The organism is Xylanimonas protaetiae, from assembly GCF_004135385.1.
Lineage (GTDB): Bacteria > Actinomycetota > Actinomycetes > Actinomycetales > Cellulomonadaceae > Xylanimonas > Xylanimonas protaetiae.
This window is the reverse complement of the sequence record NZ_CP035493.1, coordinates 1958407-1977367: the sequence shown is the minus strand read 5'-3', so window position 1 is coordinate 1977367 and position 18961 is coordinate 1958407. Positions and strand designations below refer to the sequence as shown.

The following is an 18961-nucleotide window of genomic DNA, read 5'->3' as shown; positions in this document are numbered from 1 at the left end:
GCCTGACGGGAGGCGGGCCGGAGGGGACCGCGTCGCGACCCTCCGGCCCGCCTCTCGACAATCCCCCAGGGCCGGACTGTACGGTGCCCCAGACATCACCGGACGATCACCGAAGGACCTTCGCAATGTCCCAGGACTACGCCGCCCCCGCCGGCGTCTACCAGGCCGACGACGCCGTCGACGCCCCGGCCGAGGCCCCCTACTCGCTCGCGACCCGCATGGCTGCCGAGGCCTTCGGCACGTTCATCCTCGTGCTCGGCATCGTCGGCACCGCGACGTTCAACTTCCTCAACACCCAGGGCACGATCCTCACGGTCGCCCTGGCCGGCGGCATCATGCTCCTCGCGGGCATCGCGGCCGTCGGGCACGTCTCGGGCGGCCACTTCAACCCGGCCGTGACGTTCGCCCAGGCGCTCGCCGGCCGCTTCTCGTGGAAGGACCTGCTGCCGTACTGGGTCGCGCAGCTCGTGGGCGCCACGGTGGCCGCCGGCGTCATGTGGGCGGTCATCCCCAGCACCCTCGTGACCGCGATGGGCCTCCAGGGCCGCGGCGACGTGCTGCTGCGCACCGCGAACGGCTGGGGCTCCGCCTCGCCGCTCTCGGGCCTCACGCAGGCGCAGGCGACGTTCCCGTTCCTCAACGCGCTGATCATCGAGGTCGTCATCGCCGCCGTGTTCGTCGGCGTCGTCCTCGCCGTGACGGGCAAGCGCGCCCGGGTGCCCTACCCGGCCGTCGTCATCGGCCTCACGCTCGCGGCGCTGCACATCATCTCGTGGCCCATCACGAACACGTCGTTCAACCCGGCGCGCTCCTTCGCGTCCGTGGTGTTCGCCGGCGACGGCACCGCCTGGAAGCAGCTGTGGCTGTTCGTCGTCGCCCCGCTGGTCGGCGCCGGCCTCGCCGCGCTCTTCACGCTGGTCTTCGCGCCGGCGACGTCGGTCGCGTCGAGCGAGGTCGTCGACGAGATCGAGGAGACCTACGAGATCTCCCCTGCCGACGAGTCGGCCGAGTCGGCGGGCTCCGCTCCGGAGGTCGCGGACGAGGCGCCCGTGGCGGAGCAGGTCGCCGAGCCGGTCGCGAACGCCGCGGCCGACGACGTCGCCACCCCCGAGGGCGGCACGGACGAGCCGGAGAAGCCGCAGGCCTGACGCCTGACGCAGCCGCGGCCCTCGTCGTCGTCCCGCGGGACGACGACGAGGGCCGTCGTGCGTCGCGGACCGGTCAGCCGAGGTACGGCACCGTGACCGCGAGGACCAGGATCGCTGCCGCGGTGGCGAGGTACAGGAACGCGTCGATCGTCTTGGACCGCACGGCGATGCCGGCCGCGTGGGTGGCTCGGGGCGCGACCGCCCGCCACGTCCCGGCGACGCCCAGCGTGACGGCGACGGCGACAGCCCCGAGCCGCGCGCTGACGAAGGTGCCGAGGACGGCGGCCGCGGACACCCCCACCACGGCCAGCACGAGCCCGCCCTTGACGCTCGGTCCGCGGTACCCCGGCGGCGTCGGCCGCGACGACGTCGGGCCTGACGACGTCGGGCCTGGCGTCGGTCCCGGTGGCGGGACGGCCGGGCCGGGGAAGAGGGGGCGCTGGTCCACGGCGAGAGCCTACCGGCGCGCCGCACCGGCCTCCGCGCGCGTGGCTGCTCCGCGCCGGGGCCCGTCCGCCGTCGTCCTGCCCGCTAGCGTGAGGACGTGCCTCGCCCCGCGCCCCGCCGCTTCCCCACGATCCCCGTCCCGCCGCTGCCGGCGCCGGTGCCGCCGCGCAGCGTCGTCGTCGTCGGCGCGGGGCTGGCCGGGGCGCAGACGGTCGGCGCCCTGCGCGAGCACGGCTTCGACGGGCACCTGACGGTGCTCGGCGCCGAGGGCGTGCCGCCCTACGACCGCCCGCCGCTGTCCAAGGAGCTCCTGACCCGCCCTGCTCCGGTGTGGCTGCACGAGGACCTGGGCGTCGACGTCGCCGCGCTCGCCGACGACGCCCGGCTCGCGGACCACGCCACCGCGCTGGCGGTGACGGCCGACGGCGTCCGGGTCACGACGGCGTCCGGCACCGTCGTCGAGGCGGACGCCGTCGTGCTCGCCACGGGCTCGACGCCCGTGCGCCCGGCCGGCTGGGAGTCCGCATGGACGCTGCACACGGCCGACGACGCCGCCCGGCTGCGGGCGGCGCTGCGGCCGGGCCTGCGGCTCGTCGTCGTGGGCGCGGGGTGGGTCGGCGCGGAGGTCGCCGGGGTGGCAGCCGGCGAGGGGGCCGAGGTCACCGTCGTGGAGGCCGCCGCGACGCCGCTGGAGCGGCAGCTCGGCACCGTGGTCGGCGCGCACCTCGCACCCTGGTACGCCGCCGCCGGGGTACGCCTGCGCACGGGCGCGCTGGTGACGTCTGTCGACGCGGGCGGCGTCTGGCTCGACGACGACGGCGAGGAGGTCCCGGGCGCCGAAGGCCACGCGGACGACGCGCCGGGGGGCGGCGGCGTGGACGCCGGAGCCGAGACCCGACGTGGCGAGCGGATCGACGCGGACGTCGTCCTCGCCGCCGTGGGCGTCCGGCCTGCGACCAGGTGGCTGGCAGGGACCCTGCCGCTGGACGCGGCGGGTCGGCTCCGCGTGGACGCCGCCGGGCGGCTCACGGGGCACGCCTCCCCCACCGATCCCGCGGGGCGGCTGGCTCCGGCCGCCCTCAACCGCGTCTGGGCCGTGGGCGACGTCGCGGTGCGCGAGCATCCCGTGTTCGGTCCGGTGCCGGGCGGGCACTGGTCGGCAGCCCTGCACGACCCGGAGGTCACCGCCCGCGCGATGCTCGGCGTCGACCCGTCGCCGTCGGACCCCGAGGAGCTGCGAGCCCGGTTCGGCCTGGCGCCGGTGACACGGCACGCGCCATACGTGTTCTCCCGCCAACTCGGGCACGACCTCGCGCTGCTGGGCCTGCCGACGCCTGCCGACGCCGTCGTGCTGCGCGGCGACCCGGCCGCAGGCCCGTGGGCGGCGCTCTACCTGGAGCGCGCGCTGGACCGCCACGCGCAGATGACGCCGGAGGGCCACCCCGTGGGGCTGCTGCGCGCGGTGCTGCTCGTCGACTCCCCGCGCGAGGTGGGCGCGGTGCGCCGCCTCACAAACGGCCCGGCCCCGCTCCACGTCGACCTGACGCTCGCGCTGGACCTGACGCGCCGCCTGCGCGACGCGGTGCTCCCCCGCTGAGGGTCAGCCCGGCAGTCCGTCGTCAGACCGGCAGCCCGAGGGCACGGTGTGACGACGAGCTGCCGGGCTGACCGGCGCCTCGGCGCGTCAGTGTGTCGGCGCGTCAGTGGGCGAAGTGCCGCGTGCCCGTGAGGTACATCGTCACGCCCGCCGCCGTCGCGGCGGCGACGACCTCCTCGTCGCGGATCGAGCCGCCCGGCTGGACGACGGCGCGGACGCCGGCGTCGAGCAGCACCTGGAGGCCGTCGGCGAACGGGAAGAACGCGTCGGACGCGGCGACCGCGCCGCGGGCCCGCTCGGCGTCGCCCGCGAGGGTGTTGGCGCGCTCGACCGACAGGCGGCACGAGTCGACGCGGTTGACCTGGCCCATGCCGATGCCGACGGCGGCGCCGTCCGCGGCGAGCAGGATCGCGTTGGACTTGGCGGCGCGCACGGCCTTCCACGCGAAGGCGAGGTCTGCGAGCACCTCCGGGGAGGCCGGCTCGCCGGCGGCGAGGGTCCACGACGCCGGGTCGTCGCCCGCGGCCTGGAACTCGTCGCGCTCCTGGACCAGCACGCCGCCCGAGACGGGTCGCACCTCGGTGCCGCCGCGCGCGGGCGGCTCGGCGACCAGGAGGCGCAGGTTCTTCTTGGCCTGGAGGATCTCGAGCGCCTCGGGCTCGAAGCCCGGAGCCACGACGACCTCGGTGAACACCGGGGCGATCTGCTCGGCCGCGGCCTTGGTGACGACGCCGTTGGCGGCGATGACGCCGCCGTAGGCGCTGACCGGGTCGGTCGCGTGGGCGCGGCGGTGCGCCTCGGCGATGTCGGCGCCCACGGCGATGCCGCACGGGTTGGCGTGCTTGATGATCGCGACGGCGGGGCCCTCGTGGTCCCAGGCGGCGCGCCAGGCGGCGTCGGCGTCGACGTAGTTGTTGTACGACATCTCCTTGCCGTGCAGCTGCTGCGCGGCGGCGAGACCCGTGCCCGTGCCGTCGACGTAGAGCGCGGCACCCTGGTGCGGGTTCTCGCCGTAGCGCAGCGTCGCGGACCTGGTCCAGGAACCGCCGGTGAAGTCGGCCCAGCCGTCGGCGGCGGGCACGTACTGGTTCGCGAACCAGTTCGCGACCGTGACGTCGTACTCGGCGGTGTGCGCGAACGCGGCCGCCGCGAGCGCCTTGCGCTGCGCGAACGTGAAGCCGCCGGCGTTGACGGCCTCGATGACGGCGGGGTAGCGCGCCGGGTCGACGACGACGGCGACGGAGGGGTGGTTCTTGGCGGCGGCGCGGACCATGGAGGGCCGCCGATGTCGATCTGCTCGACCATGGTGTTCTCGTCGGCACCCGTGGCGAGCGTCGCGGCGAACGGGTAGAGGTTCACCACGACGAGCTCGAACGGCTGGATCTCGAGCTCGTCCAGCTGGCGCAGGTGCTCGGCCTTGCGGGAGTCGGCGAGGATGCCGGCGTGCACGCGCGGGTGCAGCGTCTTGACGCGCCCCTCGAGGCACTCGGGGAACCCGGTGAGGTCCTCGACGCGCGTGACGGGCAGGCCGGCGTCGGCGACGGTCGACGCCGTCGAGCCGGTGGAGACGAGCTCGACGCCGGCGGCGTGCAGCGCGGTGGCGAGCTCGACCAGGCCGGTCTTGTCGAAGACGGAGAGCAGCGCGCGGCGGATCGGGCGCTGGGAGTCGTCCGCGAGGACGACGTCGGGGGCGGTCGAGTGGACCTTGTCGATGCCAGACATAGGGGCTCCTGTGGTCGGCGGTCGTTCGGGCGTGAGCACTTCGAAGGACCCCGGCGCCCAGGCGGGCGGCGCACGAAGGCGAGCGACACGTGGTGTCGAGGCCGCTCCCCGGTGGTGCCCCACCTTCGCCAGTCACGGCCGCTCGGAATTCTACGCGGCGCCCCTGAGGACCGGCACCGTCATGTCGGTCACTGCCGCGAGCCAGACCGGCAGTCCGTCGTCAGACCGTCACCCCGGGCGCACGGTCTGACGACGAGCTGCCGGTCAGGCCTCGGCGTCGTCGGGCAGCGCGTCGGCCGCCCACGTGTCCGGGGTGCCGATGCCGGCCGCGGCGCGGGTCGCGGCGAAGGCCGCGACGGCGACGGCGAGCACGCCCGCGAAGACCCACAGGGTGACCTGGAGCCCCGTCGCCGCGAGGAGGCCGCCCGCGAGGGCGGGCGTGAGCGGCGCGGAGAGCAGGTACGACAGGCTCATGACGGACGCGAGCCGCCCCTGGAGGCGCGGCGGCGTGACCGCCGCGACGTAGCCGGACGTCCCGGCGTTCGCGGGGCCGAGCGGGAGCACGGCGAGCGCGGTGAGCACCACGTACGCGGTGTAGGTGTGCAGGGCCGCCATCGCGACGAAGCACACCGCGATCCAGGCGAGCGCCGCGACGAGCACGGTCCCGACGCGCACGCGGCGCAGCACGGCGGGCGCGAGCACCGCCCCGCCGAGCATCGCCGCCCCGGCCACGGTGTCGATGAGAGCGATGAGCAGGGGCTCGGTGTGCTGCCGCACGAGGTCGAGGTTCACGGCGACGAGCAGCCCGTTGACGGTGAGGTTGATGAGCGGCGAGAGCAGCAGCGCCACGCGGAAGAAGCTGCGCGACCACACGAAGCGCAGCCCCTCCCGCAGCGCCTCGACGGGGTGGGTCTCGCGTTCCGTGGCGACGTCGGCGCTCAGCGGGACCCGCACGAACGCCGTGCACACGGCGACCGCGACGTGCGCGACGGCGGCGGCCGCGACGGGGAGGAACCGCGTGAACCCGTAGAGCAGGCCGCCGAGGGGCGCCGCAGCGAGGGTCGCGACGGCGGACCTGCCCTGCACGGCGGCCATGGCGGTGGGCATCTGCTCCGGCGTGACGACGGCGCGCAGCGCGCCGGACTCGGCGGGCCCCTCGAGCGCCGTGACGAGCGACGCCGCGAACAGCACCGCGGCCAGGTGTGCGGCGGTGAGGTGGCCCAGCACCCCCGCGACGGCGACGCTCGCCCACAGCACGGCCCCGACGAGCGCGGCGCCGATGATGAGCCGGCGCCGGTCGACGCGGTCGGCGACGACGCCGGCGGGCAGCGCCGCGAGCAGGGCGCCGACCTCCCCCACGGCGGCGACGAGCCCCGCCCGGGCGACCGACCCGGTGACCTGGAAGGCGATGAGCGGCACCGCGAAGGCACCGATGCCGGCGCCGACGAGCTGCGTCGTCTTGCCGGACATGAGCAGCAGGTACGGGCGGTTGTGCCGCAGCTTCGTGGGGGCCGCGGCGTCGAGGATCGTGGACATGCCGGCGACGCTACTCGCGCACCATCTATTGCGCAATAGTTCTTGCGCATGGGTTCTTGCGCTTCTTGATAGACTGTGTCCATGTCGACGTCGATGCAGGTCAACACCCGCGAAGCCTTGCGCGCCCTGGCCCATCCGTTGCGGATGAAGATCCTGTTCCAGCTCGAGACCGACGGTCACGGCCGCGCCGCCGACCTCGCACAGACGCTCGGCGAGCCCGCCAACTCGGTCTCCTTCCACCTGCGTACCCTCGCCAAGGCCGGCCTCGTCGTCGAAGCCCCTGAACTGGCCCGCGACAAGCGCGACCGGGTGTGGCGCGCCGCGGCCGAGACCTACAACGTCGCCCCGGGCACCCCCGGCATGGACGTGCTCGTCCGCGGCTACGTCGAGTGGTTCCGCAGTGCGTTGAACCAGCGCGCACGGGAGCCGGACCAGGCGCGGACGAAGATCCGCTTCGCCCAGGTCGCGCTAACCACGAACGAGGCACGCGAGCTCTTCGCCGAGCTCGACGCGGTCGTGGAGCGCTTCTCCGAGCGGGCGGCCGCGGCCGCCCGCACGACGCCGCGGGAGGCCCGCGAGATCCACAACGTCGTCACCGGCGTCGGGCCGAGCGCGCTCCCGCAGGACGACAAGCCCGCGGCATCCTGACGCGAGACCTCAGCCGATGACGGCGCGGCCCTCGTCGATCCGCAGGCCCTCGCGGGCGATGCGGCCCACGGTCTCGACCAGCAGGGCGCGCTCGGCGACCTTGATGCGCTCGTGCAGCGTGGCCTCGTCGTCCCCGTCGAGCACCGGGACGGCCGCCTGGGCGAGGATCGGGCCGGTGTCCACGCCGGCGTCGACGACGTGCACCGTGCAGCCGGTGACCTTGACGCCGTGGGCGAGCGCGTCGCGCACGCCGTGAGCGCCCGGGAACGCGGGCAGCAGCGCGGGGTGCGTGTTGACGACGCGACCCGGGAACCGGTCGAGGAAGCCGGGCGCCAGGATGCGCATGAACCCGGCCAGCACGACGAGGTCGGGCCGGAACACGGCGACCGCCTCGGCGATCCCGCGGTCCCACGCGGCGCGGTCCTCGAAGTCGGCGGGCGCGACGACGGCGGACGCGATCCCGGCCTCGCGCGCGAGGTCGAGCGCACCGGCGGCCGGCTTGTCGGTCACGACCCCGACGACGCGGGCACCGAAGGCGGTGGCGTCGTGCGCCGCGAGGAGGGCAGCGAGGTTGGACCCGGCGCCCGAGGCGAGGACGACGAGCCGCGCGGCCGAGGTGGCGTCGACGGGGTGACCGGAGGGCGTCTGCACGAGGCGAAGCGTAACGGGCGGCGGCGCGCGCCCGGGGCCGGGCCGCGTCGCCCGGCGCCCCGGCCCCCGGGCGACGCGGCAGGCGACCGGCCGGCTCAGGTCACTCCGCGTGTGCCCGCCGCGTGACGAGGAGGTACGCGGGCACCACGACGAGCGCCGCCCCCACGAGCACCTCCGCGGCGACGAGACCGCCCGCCACCAGGGGGTCGGCCCCGACGACAGCGAGCCGCCCGGACCCGGCCGACCCGCCCGCCCAGAGCTGCAGCACGACCGTGGCCACGCCCGCCGCGCCGGCCGTCCCGCCCAGCACCCAGGCGATGTCCGCCCACTGCACGAGCGACGGCTCGAGCCGCCGCCACGCGAACCAGCCGGCGAGCGCGCCGCAGAGCAGCACGACCACGGGCGACGCCGACCCGAGCGGCCCGGACCACCCCGGCCCGGGCAGCGCGCCCAGCACCGGCAGCGCGGGCAGCGGCCCGTCGACGACGCCGCGCGTCGAGAACGACGTCCCCGCCCCGACGGCGAACCCGGGCCCGGCGATCCACGCCGACGCCCACACGACGAGGTTCGGCACGACCGCGAGCTGCGAGACCGCGAGCACGATCCCCCCGATCCAGCCGGGGGCCAGCGCCGTCAGCACGTCGTCGGACACGGTGCGGCCCGCGAGCATCCAGACGGCCACGAGCCCCGCGCTGACCGCGGTGAACGCGGCGAGCGCGACGGCCCCCGCCCGCAGCCCGAGCCGCAGGACGGGCGGCAGCACGCCCATCGTGCGCTCGGCGACGTCGGCGATCGCGGGCGCCTCGGGCTGCGTCAGCGTGCCGAGCACCATCCCGCCCCCGCCGACGACGACGGCGCCGAGCGCGGCGAGCGCGAGCCCGACGCCGCGCACCCCGCCGGCCGCGGCCGCGCCGACGGTCACGACGAGGTACGTCGACGCGCCCGCGACCACCGCGGCCTGCGACGCGATCGCCGACCGCTTGGCGCTGACGTACGTCGCGAAGAGCGCGAGGGCGCCGATGCCGAGCGGCACGATGCTCAGGTCGCCGACCGGCACGCCGTGGCCCAGGAGCCAGAGGCCGCCCGCGACGCGCCCGGCGGCCGCCCACGGCACCTCGGCGGCGCCGGCGTCGGGCGCCCCGAGGAGCGCGACGACGGCGAGCAGCAGCAGGAAGACGAAGCTGAGGACCATGCCCTGGACCACGGACCACACGCCGGACATCGCGGGGGCGACCCGCGCGCTCCGCGTCTCGACGGCCTCGGACGTGCCTTCGACGGTGCGGGGTGCGGTGCGGGTGCTCACCCCTCGATGGTGCCGTTCCCCACGGTAGCGGTGGCGGTCCCACTCCGGGAGGGGCGAAGGTCGGTCGTCTCGCGGGACGACGACGGCGCCCTGGGTCGCGGGGACCCAGGGCGCCGTCGTCGGGTGCGGGATCAGACCGCGGCGAGGACCTCGCGCAGCAGCGCGGCCGTCTCGGACGGCGTCTTGCCGACGCGCACGCCGACGGCCTCGAGGGCCTCCTTCTTGGCCTGCGCGGTGCCGGCCGAGCCGGAGACGATGGCGCCGGCGTGGCCCATCGTCTTGCCCTCGGGGGCGGTGAAGCCGGCGACGTAGCCCACGACGGGCTTGGTCACGTGCTCCTTGATGTAGGCCGCGGCGCGCTCCTCGGCGTCGCCGCCGATCTCGCCGATCATGACGATGGCCTGGGTCTCGGGGTCGTTCTCGAACGCCTCGAGCGCGTCGATGTGCGTGGTGCCGACGATGGGGTCGCCGCCGATGCCGATGGCGGTCGAGAAGCCCAGGTCACGCAGCTCGTACATCATCTGGTAGGTCAGCGTGCCCGACTTGGACACGAGGCCGACGGGGCCCTTGCCCGTGATGGTGTGCGGCGTGATGCCGGCCAGCGACTCGCCCGGCGTGATGATGCCGGGGCAGTTCGGGCCGATCATGCGGGTGCCCTTGCCCTGCAGGTAGGCCCAGACCTCGGCCGTGTCCTGCACCGGGACGCCCTCGGTGATGACGACGATGAGCGGCATCCCGGCGTCGACGGCCTCGATGGCGGCGTCCTTGGTGAACGCCGGGGGCACGAACAGCACGGACACGTTGGCGCCCGTCTCGGCCATAGCCTCTTCGACGGTGCCGAACACGGGGAGGACGACCTCGTTGCCCTCGTGGTCCTTGTGCGTCACCGTGGTGCCGGCCTTGCGGGCGTTGACGCCGCCCACGATCGTGGCGCCCGAGTCGAGCATGAGGGCGGTGTGCTTGGCACCCATGCCGCCCGTGATGCCCTGGACGATGATCTTCGAGTCCTTGTTCAGGTAGATCGACATTGCTTCGCTTTCAGGTCTCTGCGTTCGGCGGGCGGGGTCAGACGGCGGCCGGAGCGGCGGCGGCAGCGGCCAGCTCGGCGGCCTTCTCCGCGCCGCCGTCCATGGTCTCGGCGAGCGTGACGAGCGGGTGGTTCGCCTCGCGCAGGATCGCGCGGCCGAGGTCCACGTTGTTGCCGTCGAGGCGCACGACCAGCGGCTTGGAGGCCTCGTCGCCGAGGATCTCGAGCGCGCCCACGATGCCCTTGGCGACCTCGTCGCACGCGGTGATGCCGCCGAACACGTTGACGAACACCGACTTGACCTGGGGGTCGTTCAGGATGACGTCGAGACCCGCGGCCATGACCTGCGCGTTGGCGCCGCCGCCGATGTCGAGGAAGTTGGCGGGCTTCACGCCGCCGTGGTTCTCGCCCGCGTAGGCGACGACGTCGAGCGTGGACATGACCAGGCCCGCGCCGTTGCCGATGATGCCGACCTCGCCGTCGAGCTTGACGTAGTTGAGGCCGTGCGCCTTGGCCTTCGCCTCGAGCGGGTCGGAGGACGCCTTGTCCTCGAGCTCCTCGTGGTCGGGGTGGCGCACCTCGGAGGCGTTGTCGTCCAGCGTGACCTTGCCGTCGAGGGCGACGATCGCGCCGTCCTCGGTGCGGACCAGCGGGTTCACCTCGACGAGCGTGGCGTCCTCGGCCGTGAACACGCCCCAGAGCTTCTGGATGACGGCGGCGACGTCGGCGTGGAGCTCCTCGGGGAAGTTCGCGGTGGCGACGATCTCGGCGGCCTTGGCGTCGTCGATGCCCACGATGGGGTCGACGACCACGCGGGCCAGCGCCTCCGGACGCTCGACGGCGAGCTGCTCGATCTCCATGCCGCCCTCGACCGAGCACATGGCCAGGTAGCTGCGGTTCGCGCGGTCCAGCAGCACCGAGAAGTAGAACTCCTCGGCGATCTTGGCGCCCTCGGCGATCATCACGCGGTGGACCGTGTGGCCCTTGATGTCCATGCCGAGGATCTGCTCGGCCTTCTCGGCGGCCTCGGCCGGCGAGTGGGCGAGCTTGACGCCGCCGGCCTTGCCGCGGCCACCCGTCTTGACCTGGGCCTTGACGACGACAGTGCCGCCACCCAGCTTCTCGGCCGCTGCCCGGGCCTCTTCCGGAGTCGTCGCGACGACACCGCCGAGCACGGGGACCCCGTGCTTCTCGAACATGTCGCGCGCCTGGTACTCGAACAGGTCCACCCTGCTGCGTCCTTCCGTCCTCGGGACGATGTCTCGACGTCAAGACATCGCGGCAAGGGTAGCCCCGCCTCCGTCGTGCGCAGAACCCCGGACCGGGGAACGGAACGTGACGGGAGCCACGCCGCCGGGCGCGGGCCGGTCACCCAGCGCTCCGCGGGCCGGCCGACGCTCGCGCGCTGCCTACGATCTGGGGGTGAATCTGGTCGGCGGGCACGTGCTGCTCTTCGTGGCCGTCACGGTCGGGTCGGCCATCCCGTTCCTGCCGACGGGAGAGATGGTCAGCGGGGCCGCGGCCCTCGCCCACGGCTCGCGGGCCGACGTCCTCGTCATCTTCCTCATCGCATGGATCGCCTCCGTGCTCGGCGACACCGTCCTCCTGCTGGAGGCACGGCTCGGCGCCCGACGCCTCCGCGGGTGGATCGACCGGCGGGCGTTCGCGGCGCGGGTCCACCAGGCTGAGCGCAAGCTCCACCTCAACGCGTTCAGCGCCGTCGTCACCGGGCGGCTCGTGCCCGGCGGTCGGGCGCCCGTCATCATCGCCCTCGGCCTCGGCCGCTACCCGCTGCGGCGCTTCGTCGCGTACGACGTCGTCGCCTGCGCCGTCTGGGCCGCCGTCTACGCGGGGCTCGGCTCGCTCGGCGGCCGGATCGCCGACCACCCCGTCTGGGGGGCGGCCATCGCCGTCGTCTTCGCGGTGCTGCTCGGTGCTCTGGTGCAGCAGGGCACCCGGTTCTCGCGCTGGCGGCAGACGCGCCGGCTCGCCCGCCTGGGCCGCGAGCGCCGCACCGCCGACGGGCCGCGGAACGCGGCGCCCGCTCACGGGTCGGCGCAGACCCGGTAGCGATCGGGACGTGCTCTGCGGATCGGACCGTGCGATCAAGCGCACGCTCCGATCCCGACCGCACGTTCCGATCGCCGACGACGCCGCACGCCCTTACGTCAACGTGGGTTGACAGCAGCCCGCGCGTCAACCTATGTTGACGGCATGGACAGTCAGCAGACCCTCGTCGGCGCAGCCGCCGGCGACGACCCTCAGCAGGGCCTGCGTGCGGTGCGGGCGTTGCGCGAGCTCGCCGACCGGCTCGAGGTCCTCCAGGTGCGCCGCGCCCGGTCCCTCGGCTGGTCGTGGGAGCAGATCGCGTCGGCGCTCGGCGTCAGCAAGCAGGCCGCGCACAAGAAGCACGGGAAGGCATGACCATGTTCGAGAGGTTCACCCAGGACGCCCGCCTCGCCGTGATCGAGGCGCAGACGGTCGCGCGCGAGACGCGCTCCACGCAGATCGACACCCGCCACCTCCTCGCGGTGCTGCTCGAGGCCGACGGCCCGGCCCGCTCCGCCGTCACCGGGGCGGGGCTCGACGCCGGCGACGTCGCGCGGCGCGCCCGCGCGACGATCGCGTCGGAGGACGACCTCGACGGCGCGGCCCTCGCCGCGCTCGGCATCGACCTGGACGCCGTCCGGGAGAAGGCGGACGCCGTGTTCGGGGAGGGCGCCCTGGACCGCGCCTCCTCCGCCGGGCGCACGGGGCGCCGGGGGCACCTGTCCTTCACCCAGGACGCCATGAAGGCGATCGAGCTCGCGCTGCGCGAGGCGATCCGGCTCAAGGCGAAGACGATCGAGACGCGGCACCTCCTGCTCGGCATCCTGCGCGCGGACTCCCCCGGCGGCCGGATCCTCGCGGCCGCCGCCGCCGAGTCCGGCGTCGACCTCCCCGCGCTCCGCAATGCGCTGGAGCGCACGGCCGACGCCGCCGCCTGACGACGCGACCCGCCCGACGCGACCGCCGGGCGGCGGTCTCACGCCGGGCGCCGCGTCGGGGCAGCGCCGCGACCGGGTCCGTCAGCGCGCCGTCCACCCGCCGTCCACCGGCAGCGTCACGCCCGTCACGAGCGACGACGCCGGCGACGCCAGGTACACCACCGCCGACGCGACCTCCTCCGGCCGCCCGACGCGGTGCAGCGCGGCGACGCGCTCCTCGACGTCGGCGCGACGCTCCGGGTCGCCGAGCACGCGCGCGGTGCCGTCGGTCTCGACGAACGTCGGCGCGACGGCGTTGACGCGGATGCCGAGCTCGCCCCACTCGACGGCGAGGCACCTCGTCAGGTGGACGACGGCGGCCTTGGCCGTGCAGTACGAGGCCTCGCCGGGCAGGGCGACGAGCCCCGCCTGCGAGGCGATGTTGACGATCGCGCCGCCCGTCCCTCCGTCCCGCGCGATCCGGGCGAAGTGCTGCGAGAGGAAGAAGGTCGAGCGGACGTTGAGCTGCCAGACGGCGGTCAGAAGACCAGCCAGACGAGCCCGGCCAGCACCGGGATGGCGACGAGCGTGCGGATCAGGAAGACCGCGAAGAGCTTGCCGAGGTTCAGCGGCATCCTCGACTTGAGGATGGTCACGCCCGTCTCGGTCATGTAGACGATCTGCACGATCGACAGGGCGCCGAGGACGAGCTGCGTGGTGCGCTCGGCGTCGCCGAGCAGCAACGAGGGCAGGAACATGTCGGCGAACCCGATGAGCGTCGCGGGCGCGTACGTCATCGCGTCGCCGATGCCGAAGAGGCCCAGGTACCAGCCCATCGGCGTCGAGAGCCACTGGAAGACCGGCGTGAACTCGAAGATCGCGACGGCGATGGTGCCCCACGCGAGGATGAGCGGGATGAGGTCGGCGTAGATGTCGACCCAGGTGCGCAGTCCCGTCACGGCGACGTCGCGCAGGCGCGTCCGCGACGCGCGCTCCGTGGCGAGCCGCAGCCCCCAGCGGGCCGCCGGGACGCCGTCGGGGACGGCCTCCTCGGCCTGGGTGCGCGAGGCGTCCGCGGGCGAGCCGTCCACGAACGTGTCGGGCAGGCCGCGCAGCGGCCAGATCCGTGGCGTGACCAGCGCGAGCAGGACGCAGACGACGCAGATGATGAGGTACCAGGGCAGGAAGTCGTCCTCGATGCCGATGAAGCCGGCGACGACGAACGAGAACGGCAGGGACACGAAGGCGAAGTTCGTGCAGATCACGGCGGCCTCGCGCCCCGTGTAGTACCCCTTCTCGTGCTGGCCGCGCGTGAGGATGACGGACGCGACCGACGAGCCGAACCACGACGCCATGAGGTCCACCGAGGACCGCCCCGGCAGCGTGAACAGGCGCCGCACGGTGCGCGCGACGAGCGCGCCGGCGAACTCCATGACGCCGAAGTCCGTGAGGATCGGGATGGCGAACCCGAGGAACACGAACACGGCGATGAGGTGCGCGGCAACCCCCTGCATCACACCGCCGGTGTCCGGGGAGACGATGACCTCCGGCCCGACGCCGGTGAAGATCATCCACGCGAACACGGCCGCGAAGACCCGCGAGACGACGTACACCGGACCGGTCCTGAACGCGTGCGCGAGCACGGACCCCTCGCGGAACGTGGGCCGCGCGAGCGCGAGGACGACCGCCCCGAGCGCCGACACGGTGGTCACCGCGAGCAGCAGCAGCACGGCGACGTCGACCTCGCCGTGCCGCAGCACGGTGGACTCGAACCAGCCGATGGCGATGCCGAGCGGGATGTTGAACGTCCCGTCGCCCGTCGGGATCGGGGCGAGGAAGAGGAACAGGCCGAGCGCGGAGAAGACGACGAACCGCGCGACGGCCCTGCCGGTCACCTCGGTGGTGCTCACAGCTTCGTGACCGGCGAGTACCGCAGCAGCAGCCGCTTCGTGCCGTCAGAGCCGAAGTCGATCTTGGCCACGGCGTTCGGGCCGGCACCCTCCACCGCCACGACCTTGCCGAGCCCGTAGGCGTCGTGCGTCACGCGGTCCCCCACGGCGAGCGCCGGGATGTCCGCCTCCTTGCGCGGGGTGGCGCTGCCGAACCTCGCGCCCGTGCTCTCGCTCGCGGCGCTCTTGGGCCGCCCGATGCGGCCCGGCCCGTAGCCGCCCGTGGTGCCCGACGACGACCGCTCGCCCCAGGTGGACGATGCGCGGCCGCCCGACCCGCGCGACCCCCATGCCGAGCCGCCCCCGCGCAGGTACTGCGTCGAGGACTCCTTGCGCCGCCAGTCCCACAGGTCCTCGGGCACGTCGCCCAGGAACCGCGACGGCGGCATCTCGTTCGCCATGCCCCACGCCGACCGCATGCCCGCGCGCGAGACGTAGAGCCGCTCGCGCGCCCGCGTGATGCCCACGTACGCGAGCCGGCGCTCCTCGGCGAGCTCGGTGTCGTCGTGCAGCGACCGCATGTGCGGGAACGTGCCGTCCTCCATGCCGGTGAGGAACACGACGGGGAACTCCAGGCCCTTGGCCGTGTGGAGCGTCATCAGGGTGACGACGCCCTGGTCGACCTTCGGTTCGTCGCCGTCCGCGACGTCCTCGGCCGGGATCTGGTCGGAGTCCGCCACGAGCGAGACCCGCTCCAGGAAGTCGTCGAGCGACCCCTCGGGGTCGGTCTCGCTGAACTCCGTCGCGACGGCGTGCAGCTCGGCCAGGTTCTCGACGCGCGAGGCGTCCTGCGGGTCGTCGGAGGCCCGCAGCTCGGCGAGGTAGCCGGTCTTGTCGAGCACGGCCCCGAGGACCGACGCGGGCGGGTCGCCCGCCTCGACCATCGCGCGCAGGTCGCGCACGAGGTCACGGAAGACCCGCAGCGGGTTGAGCGTGCGCGTCGACATGCCGGGCACGTCCTCGGCCCGCTCGACGGCGGCCCCGAACGAGATCCGCTCGCGCTCCGCGAACGCCGCGAGCAGCGCCTCGGCCTTGTCCCCGAGACCGCGCTTGGGCACGTTGAGCACGCGGCGCAGGTTGACGTCGTCGTCGGGGTTGGCCAGGGCGCGCAGGTAGGCGATGGCGTCCTTGACCTCGCGGCGCTCGTAGAACCGCGTGCCGCCGACGACCTTGTACGGCAGGCCGACGCGGACGAGCACCTCCTCCAGCGAGCGCGACTGGGCGTTGGTCCGGTAGAAGATCGCGACGTCGCCCGGGCGCACGCCGTCGGAGTCGCCGAGGCGGTCGATCTCCTCGGCGACGAAGCGGGCCTCCTGGTGCTCGTCGTCGGCGACGTACCCGACGATCTGCGCGCCCGCCCCGGCCGCGGTCCACAGCCGCTTGGGCTTGCGGTCGGCGTTGCGGCTGATGACGGCGTTGGCCGCGGTGAGGATGTTCTGCGTGGAGCGGTAGTTCTGCTCCAGCAGGATCGTGGTCGCGTCGGTGTAGTCCTGCTCGAACTCCTGGATGTTGCGGATCGTCGCACCGCGGAACGCGTAGATGGACTGGTCGGCGTCGCCGACGACGGTGAGCTCGCCGGGCTCGAGGTCCGACCCCCGCCGGTCGCGACGCCCGCGCCCGCCTCCCCCGTCGCGGCGCCCACGAGCTCCTTGACCAGCACGTACTGCGCGTGGTTGGTGTCCTGGTACTCGTCGACGAGCACGTGCCGGAACCGGCGCCGGTAGTGCTCGGCGACGTTCGGGAACGCCTGGAGCAGCTGCACCGTCGTCATGATGATGTCGTCGAAGTCGAGCGCGCTGGCCTGCTGGAGGCGGGCCTGGTAGCGGGTGTAGACGTCGGAGAGGACGGGATCCTTGTCGCCCTGGTCGGCGTAGTCCTCGGGGGTGACGAGCTCGTTCTTGAGGTCGCTGATCCGGTTGCTCAGGCCCCGGGCCGGGTACTTCTTCGGGTCCAGGTTGAGCTCGCGCGTCACGAGCGTGACGAGCCGCTGGCTGTCGGCGGCGTCGTAGATCGAGAAGCTCGACCGCAGCCCCAGCACCTTGTACTCGCGGCGCAGGATGCGCACGCACGCCGAGTGGAACGTCGACACCCACATGCGCGACGCCGCGGGCCCGACCAGGTGCTCGACGCGCTCGCGCATCTCGGCCGCGGCCTTGTTGGTGAACGTGATCGCCAGGATCTCGCCCGCGCGCGCCCGCCCGGTGGCCAGCAGGTAGGCGATGCGGTGCGTCAGCACACGCGTCTTGCCCGACCCGGCGCCGGCCACGATGAGCAGCGGCGTCCCGTGGTGCTCGACGGCGGCGCGCTGCTGCGGGTTGAGCCCCTCGAGCAGCGCCTCGGGGTCCAGGTGGGCGTAGGGGCCCCGCCGCTGCGGCTCCTCGTCGTCGTCGGGCCGGGGCCCGACGGCGGTGGCGGCGTCGCGCACCCAGGAGGGGGCGCCGGCGGCCGCGCCGTCCTCCCACGCGTCCCAGCGGGGGGCGGTCGAGGGCAGGCGCGCCGTGTCGTCGGAGACGGCGGCGCCGAACCCGGGCAGGGGCAGGTGATCGAAGAGAGAAGTCATCGCAGGCCCAGCCTAGGCGGGCCCACCGACGAAGAGGGCCGCGCGCCCCCGGGGGTGCCCGCCGACGGCGAGGATCGCGCGACGCGGCTACCGTCGAAGGATGGCTGAGATCATCCTGGAGCTCGCGTCGGTCGCCACGCGGGCCGGCGCCACGATCTCCTACGGCGACAAGGTCGTGATCGACGGGGCCGAGGCGGTCCCGGTCGCGCTCGCGGTCTACGGCTTCGGGGGCGGGTCGGCCGGCCCGTCGGCGGCGGACCCCGAGCACCAGCAGGGCAGCGGGGGCGGCGGCTGGTCGGTCTCGGTGCCGGTCGGTGCGCTCGTCACCCGGGGCGGGTCCGTGCGGTTCGTGCCGAACGTCGTCGCGGTGCTCGGGGTGTCCATCCCGCTGACGTTCGTGGCGGGCTTCGCGGTGTCGCGCGTCCTGAGCGCGCTGCGCTGAACTGACTACGTGAGGAACAGCCCGACGATCCAGATCGCGGTCGCGAGCAGGCCGCCGGCGAGCTGGACGAGGATCGTGATGCCGGTCGCCTGGAGGGCCGCCTTGGTGGCGGTCCAGGCCGCCGCCCGCGAGCGCCGCCGGCGCAGCTCGAGCAGGTAGACGGCGAGGGCGAAGAAGAGGAACAGGCCCACCACGGGGACGACGAAGAACCCGACGACGCCGGCCACGCCAGCCCAGGCCATCGTCGTGAACGGCACGTCGGCCTTGCGCAGGTGCCGCCCGGCGAGCAGCCACTGCCCGAGCTCGGCGAGCGCGACGACGACGGCGGCCGCGGTGAAGACCCACCACGCGCCGCCGCCGGTCTGCCACGCCCACACGCCGACGGCGCCGAGCACCAGGACGTTCCCGGGCAGCACCTGGACGACGGTGCCGGCCAGGCCGACGAGGATCGCCAGCCCGACGAGCAGCTCGCCGGTGACGCTCACCGACGCCCCGCCGTCGTCACCGCCGCACGCACCGGATCACCAGAAGACGGCGACGACGATGTTGACCAGCACGAGCGCGCCGATGGCGTGCTTGAGGCCGGGGGTCACCGCGCCGGTGCCGTTGTCGGCCTTGCGGCCCTGCCGGCGGGCGAGGAACGCGAGCACGGCGATGACGAGCGCCACGCCGAGCTTGACGCCCAGCTTGGTCCGGTCGATCCCCTCGGGCCCGGCCGTGCCGGACTCGATGAGGCCCATCATCACGACGCCGGCGACGACGGCCGTCGCCGCGCCGTGGAACACGCCCCGGTACAGGCCGGGCGTGCGCAGGGACGCGAGGTAGCCGCCGAGCACGATGGCCCAGCCGACGAAGTGCAGGACGACGAAGACGTTGTAGAGGAAGTCCACCGTCGCAGGGTACCGGGGCACCGTCGTCCCGAGGCGAGACGGCGGTCCGCGACGGTGACCGGTGAACGGGACGGG

General features: G+C 74.3%; 17 protein-coding genes, 2 pseudogenes and 1 riboswitch. Of the genes and pseudogenes, 7 read left to right on the top strand and 12 right to left on the bottom strand.

Annotated features, from left to right (window positions below):
- The first annotated feature begins 125 nt into the window (after window positions 1-125).
- Entirely contained in the window at window positions 126-1148 is a 1023-nt protein-coding gene (locus ET471_RS09165; RefSeq protein ID WP_129187690.1) for an MIP/aquaporin family protein, read from the top strand.
- 73 nt (window positions 1149-1221) lie between these two features.
- Here ET471_RS09165 and ET471_RS09160 read toward each other — a convergent pair whose 3' ends face one another.
- Window positions 1222-1596, bottom strand: a complete 375-nt coding sequence (locus ET471_RS09160; RefSeq protein WP_129187689.1) for a DUF3017 domain-containing protein — start codon at window positions 1594-1596, stop codon at window positions 1222-1224.
- A gap of 96 nt (window positions 1597-1692) precedes the next feature.
- Here ET471_RS09160 and ET471_RS09155 point away from each other — a divergent pair, with 96 nt between their 5' ends.
- Window positions 1693-3192, top strand: a complete 1500-nt coding sequence (locus ET471_RS09155) for an NAD(P)/FAD-dependent oxidoreductase (RefSeq protein WP_129187688.1) — start codon at window positions 1693-1695, stop codon at window positions 3190-3192.
- A 103-nt stretch (window positions 3193-3295) separates the two neighbouring features.
- Here the strand turns inward: ET471_RS09155 and purH are convergent.
- Together purH and ET471_RS09145 are read right to left on the bottom strand one after the other, a co-directional pair.
- A pseudogene (gene purH / locus ET471_RS09150) lies at window positions 3296-4914 on the bottom strand (bifunctional phosphoribosylaminoimidazolecarboxamide formyltransferase/IMP cyclohydrolase).
- Between the two features lie 48 nt (window positions 4915-4962).
- Window positions 4963-5060, bottom strand: a riboswitch (ZMP/ZTP riboswitch).
- Window positions 5061-5178: 118 nt separating this feature from the next.
- The gene (locus tag ET471_RS09145; RefSeq protein WP_165350460.1) at window positions 5179-6450 is read right to left on the bottom strand and encodes an MFS transporter; all 1272 of its coding nucleotides are present in this window, start codon (window positions 6448-6450) and stop codon (window positions 5179-5181) included.
- 81 nt (window positions 6451-6531) lie between these two features.
- On the opposite strand from ET471_RS09145, the gene ET471_RS09140 reads away from it, so the two are divergent.
- On the top strand, window positions 6532-7098 hold the full coding sequence (locus ET471_RS09140) for a helix-turn-helix domain-containing protein (protein ID WP_207207245.1): 567 nt from the start codon (window positions 6532-6534) through the stop codon (window positions 7096-7098).
- Window positions 7099-7107: 9 nt separating this feature from the next.
- On the opposite strand, the gene purN is transcribed toward ET471_RS09140, so the two are convergent.
- From purN to sucC, 4 genes are all read right to left on the bottom strand, one after another.
- On the bottom strand, window positions 7108-7749 hold the full coding sequence (gene purN, locus ET471_RS09135) for a phosphoribosylglycinamide formyltransferase (RefSeq protein WP_129187686.1): 642 nt from the start codon (window positions 7747-7749) through the stop codon (window positions 7108-7110).
- 100 nt (window positions 7750-7849) lie between these two features.
- Window positions 7850-9052 carry a cell division protein PerM gene (locus ET471_RS09130; protein WP_129187685.1) on the bottom strand — a complete coding sequence of 401 codons (1203 nt, stop codon included), beginning with the start codon at window positions 9050-9052 and terminating at the stop codon, window positions 7850-7852.
- Between the two features lie 131 nt (window positions 9053-9183).
- A complete protein-coding gene (sucD, locus tag ET471_RS09125; protein ID WP_129187684.1) occupies window positions 9184-10080 on the bottom strand; it encodes a succinate--CoA ligase subunit alpha in 897 nt (298 codons plus the stop codon).
- 37 nt (window positions 10081-10117) lie between these two features.
- Window positions 10118-11308: an ADP-forming succinate--CoA ligase subunit beta gene (gene sucC, locus ET471_RS09120; RefSeq protein ID WP_129187683.1), complete on the bottom strand. Its 1191-nt coding sequence runs from the start codon at window positions 11306-11308 to the stop codon at window positions 10118-10120.
- A gap of 193 nt (window positions 11309-11501) precedes the next feature.
- On the opposite strand from sucC, the gene ET471_RS09115 reads away from it, so the two are divergent.
- The 3 genes from ET471_RS09115 (at window position 11502) to ET471_RS09105 (ending at window position 13066) form a co-directional block, all read left to right on the top strand.
- The gene (locus tag ET471_RS09115; protein ID WP_165350459.1) at window positions 11502-12149 is read left to right on the top strand and encodes a DedA family protein; all 648 of its coding nucleotides are present in this window, start codon (window positions 11502-11504) and stop codon (window positions 12147-12149) included.
- Between the two features lie 144 nt (window positions 12150-12293).
- On the top strand, window positions 12294-12503 hold the full coding sequence (locus ET471_RS09110; RefSeq protein ID WP_129187681.1) for an RNA polymerase subunit sigma-70: 210 nt from the start codon (window positions 12294-12296) through the stop codon (window positions 12501-12503).
- Window positions 12500-13066, top strand: coding sequence for a Clp protease N-terminal domain-containing protein (locus ET471_RS09105; protein ID WP_207207244.1), 567 nt, complete (start codon window positions 12500-12502; stop codon window positions 13064-13066). Before ET471_RS09110 ends, ET471_RS09105 begins: the two co-directional genes overlap by 4 nt.
- Before the next feature lie 81 nt (window positions 13067-13147).
- On the opposite strand, the gene ET471_RS18540 is transcribed toward ET471_RS09105, so the two are convergent.
- The 3 genes and pseudogenes from ET471_RS18540 to pcrA all read right to left on the bottom strand — a co-directional run bounded on the left by ET471_RS18540 (window position 13148) and on the right by pcrA (window position 17554).
- Window positions 13148-13588 (bottom strand): SDR family NAD(P)-dependent oxidoreductase, encoded by a 441-nt coding sequence (locus ET471_RS18540; RefSeq protein ID WP_280949936.1) that lies wholly within the window; start codon window positions 13586-13588, stop codon window positions 13148-13150.
- Entirely contained in the window at window positions 13585-14955 is a 1371-nt protein-coding gene (locus tag ET471_RS18535) for a YjiH family protein (protein WP_242496218.1), read from the bottom strand. The genes ET471_RS18540 and ET471_RS18535 overlap by 4 nt, the downstream gene beginning before the upstream one ends.
- Window positions 14952-17554, bottom strand: a pseudogene (pcrA, locus tag ET471_RS09095) (DNA helicase PcrA). The gene ET471_RS18535 and the pseudogene pcrA overlap by 4 nt, the downstream one beginning before the upstream one ends.
- A 100-nt stretch (window positions 17555-17654) precedes the next feature.
- Between pcrA and ET471_RS09090 the strand changes: the two are divergent.
- Window positions 17655-17996, top strand: a complete 342-nt coding sequence (locus ET471_RS09090; RefSeq protein WP_129187679.1) for a hypothetical protein — start codon at window positions 17655-17657, stop codon at window positions 17994-17996.
- A 5-nt stretch (window positions 17997-18001) separates the two neighbouring features.
- Here the strand turns inward: ET471_RS09090 and ET471_RS09085 are convergent, their stop codons facing one another.
- Window positions 18002-18481 carry a DUF456 family protein gene (locus ET471_RS09085; RefSeq protein WP_129187678.1) on the bottom strand — a complete coding sequence of 160 codons (480 nt, stop codon included), beginning with the start codon at window positions 18479-18481 and terminating at the stop codon, window positions 18002-18004.
- A 36-nt stretch (window positions 18482-18517) separates the two neighbouring features.
- Window positions 18518-18886, bottom strand: coding sequence for a hypothetical protein (locus ET471_RS09080; RefSeq protein WP_129187677.1), 369 nt, complete (start codon window positions 18884-18886; stop codon window positions 18518-18520).
- Between the last annotated feature and the right edge of the window lie 75 nt (window positions 18887-18961).

Excerpts from the sequence above, each read along its gene's own strand:
- ET471_RS09090 (WP_129187679.1), top strand. The coding sequence starts at position 17,655 with ATGGCTGAGATCATCCTGGAGCTCGCGTCGGTCGCCACGCGGGCCGGC.
- sucD (WP_129187684.1), bottom strand. The coding sequence starts at position 10,080 with ATGTCGATCTACCTGAACAAGGACTCGAAGATCATCGTCCAGGGCATC.
- ET471_RS09165 (WP_129187690.1), top strand. The coding sequence starts at position 126 with ATGTCCCAGGACTACGCCGCCCCCGCCGGCGTCTACCAGGCCGACGAC.
- ET471_RS09110 (WP_129187681.1), top strand. The coding sequence starts at position 12,294 with ATGGACAGTCAGCAGACCCTCGTCGGCGCAGCCGCCGGCGACGACCCT.
- ET471_RS09105 (WP_207207244.1), top strand. The coding sequence starts at position 12,500 with ATGACCATGTTCGAGAGGTTCACCCAGGACGCCCGCCTCGCCGTGATC.
- ET471_RS09145 (WP_165350460.1), bottom strand. The coding sequence starts at position 6,450 with ATGTCCACGATCCTCGACGCCGCGGCCCCCACGAAGCTGCGGCACAAC.
- ET471_RS09140 (WP_207207245.1), top strand. The coding sequence starts at position 6,532 with ATGTCGACGTCGATGCAGGTCAACACCCGCGAAGCCTTGCGCGCCCTG.